Below are 2,064 nucleotides of genomic sequence, written 5' to 3'. Positions count from 1 at the left end.
CGCCGAGGACGGCGAGGAAGGTGTTGCGGCGGCCGCGCAGGTCGCCGATCCGGCCGAGGAGGGGAGTGGCCACCGCGGCGGCGATGAGCCACGACGTGTTGGTCCAGGTTGCCGCATCCGCCGTCACGTCGAAGTCGGCGGCTATCAAGGGGATGACGGGGATGACGAGGTTCTGCAGCAGCGCGAGCGAGGCGACGCTGAGGGCGATCGCCGCGAACGCTGCGCGAGGGGTGAAGGGGATGGTGGGCATCGACGGGCCTTCCGATGGGTGCGGATCCGATGAATGCGGAGTAAAGTGGAGGTAGGTCTCCGAACGGAGGAAGCCTCCGCTTTCAGATTAGCGGAGGATGCCTCCGTTTCGCAATCACAACTTCGCATTCGGATTGCACCCGTCTCGGCGGGCGCCAGCCATCAGCACCACGGGAGGTCGTCGGAATGTCGGTCGTCGAGCGGGTATCCGCGTTGGATGCGCGCCGTCCCCAGCGCGCCGACGCCGCGCGCAACTTCGACGCTCTGGTCGCCGCCGGGCGCGAGGCGTTCGCCGAGGAGGGCTCCGGCGCTTCTCTCGAAGACATCGCCCGCCGCGCCGGTGTCGGCATCGGCACGCTCTACCGAAACTTCCCGACCCGCGACGATCTGATCGAGACGCTCTACCTCGGCGAAGTCGACGCCCTCGCTCGCGCCGCCGATGAGGTCGCCGACCTCGAGCCCTGGGACGCGCTGCGCGCCTGGCTCGATCGGTTCGTGACATATGTTGGCACGAAGCACGCGCTGCTGGACGGACTGAACCGCCGGTCTCCGGTGCTCGCCGAGTGCCGGATGATCATGCTGTCAGCTGGTGAGCCGCTGCTCAAGCGCGCGCAGGCTGCCGGCGACGTCGATCCCGACATCTCCATCGGCGACGTGGTGAAGCTCGTGTCAGGAGTCGCTGCCGTCGCATCGTTCGACGACGAGGCTCAGCGGCAGCGGGTGCTCAACCTGGCGATCAACGCGATTCGCCGCTGATAGGTACGGCCGGGCCGCATGCCCGACGTCGGCGAGGCGGCCCGCCGGCCGATGTCAGGCGTGCAGCGCCTCGTTGAGGGTGACTCCGACGCCCGCACGCCGGACCGCCTCGACGGCACCCGTCAGCGAGTTGCGCCGGAACAGCAATCCGGCCCGGCCCGACAGCTCGGCACCCTTGACCGTCGTGGGAGAGCCGTCCGCGCGACGCGGCTCGTCGGGGAGCACGACCTTGGTGCCGGCGGTGACGTAGAGGCCCGCCTCGACCACGCAGTCGTCGCCGAGTGAGATCCCGATGCCGGCGTTCGCGCCGAGCAGCGTGCGCGCGCCGACCGACACCTTGTGCGATCCTCCGCCGGACAGGGTGCCCATGATCGACGCGCCGCCGCCGATGTCGCTGCCGTCGCCGACGACGACGCCCTGCGAGATGCGGCCCTCGACCATGCTCTGGCCGAGCGTGCCGGCGTTGAAGTTGACGAAGCCTTCGTGCATGACCGTCGTGCCCGGAGAGAGGTACGCGCCCAGGCGCACGCGCGAGGCGTCGGCGATTCGCACCCCCGGGGGCGTGACGTAGTCGAGCAGGCGCGGGAACTTGTCGAGGCCCTGCACCTGGATCCCGTCGCGCGCGAGATACGGGCGGAGCCGGGTCAGCGTGTCGGGATGAATCGGACCTGCGGTGGTCCAGGCGACATTCGGCAGGTGCGCGAAGACGCCGTCGAGATTCACGTCGTTGGGACGCACCAGCAGGTGCGAGAGCGCGTGAAGGCGCAGATACGCATCCGGCGTGGAGGAGGGCGGGGCGTCGAGGTCGGCCTCTACCGCCACCACGTCCACGGTGACGGCGCGACGGGGGTCGGCCACCGCGAGGTGGTCGAGCTGATCGGGCGCCAGCTGCGGGTCGAACCCGAGCGGGATCCGTCCCGCGGCGGGGGAGGGAAACCACGTGTCGAGCACGGTTCCGTCTTCGGCGGTCGTCGCGAGGCCCACGCCCCACACCCATCGTTCTTCGCTCATGCTTCCACGCTAGCGCGGTCGGCCGGGACCGTCTTCCGCGTGTTTCCG

General features: G+C 69.9%; 3 protein-coding genes. 1 reads left to right on the top strand and 2 read right to left on the bottom strand.

Annotated features, from left to right (window positions below; translation table 11 throughout):
- The coding region (locus B1729_RS15815; protein ID WP_163633730.1) for an MFS transporter at positions 1–250 on the bottom strand (250 nt) is incomplete at its 3' end.
- A 185-nt stretch (positions 251–435) separates the two neighbouring features.
- Here B1729_RS15815 and B1729_RS15810 point away from each other — a divergent pair.
- Positions 436–1,005: a TetR/AcrR family transcriptional regulator gene (locus tag B1729_RS15810; RefSeq protein WP_163633728.1), complete on the top strand. Its 570-nt coding sequence runs from the start codon at positions 436–438 to the stop codon at positions 1,003–1,005.
- A gap of 54 nt (positions 1,006–1,059) precedes the next feature.
- Here B1729_RS15810 and dapD read toward each other — a convergent pair whose 3' ends face one another.
- Positions 1,060–2,016 carry a 2,3,4,5-tetrahydropyridine-2,6-dicarboxylate N-succinyltransferase gene (gene dapD, locus B1729_RS15805; protein WP_163620121.1) on the bottom strand — a complete coding sequence of 319 codons (957 nt, stop codon included), beginning with the start codon at positions 2,014–2,016 and terminating at the stop codon, positions 1,060–1,062.
- Between the last annotated feature and the right edge of the window lie 48 nt (positions 2,017–2,064).

The sequence above is a fragment of the Microbacterium sp. B35-04 genome, from assembly GCF_010634885.1.
Taxonomy (GTDB): Bacteria; Actinomycetota; Actinomycetes; order Actinomycetales; family Microbacteriaceae; genus Microbacterium.
The sequence above is the reverse complement of the archived record's forward strand: the minus strand, read 5'-3'. Positions and strand labels throughout refer to the sequence as shown.

Coding starts and splice junctions, on each gene's coding strand:
- B1729_RS15810 (WP_163633728.1), top strand. CDS start 436: ATGTCGGTCGTCGAGCGGGTATCCGCGTTGGATGCGCGCCGTCCCCAG.
- dapD (WP_163620121.1), bottom strand. CDS start 2,016: ATGAGCGAAGAACGATGGGTGTGGGGCGTGGGCCTCGCGACGACCGCC.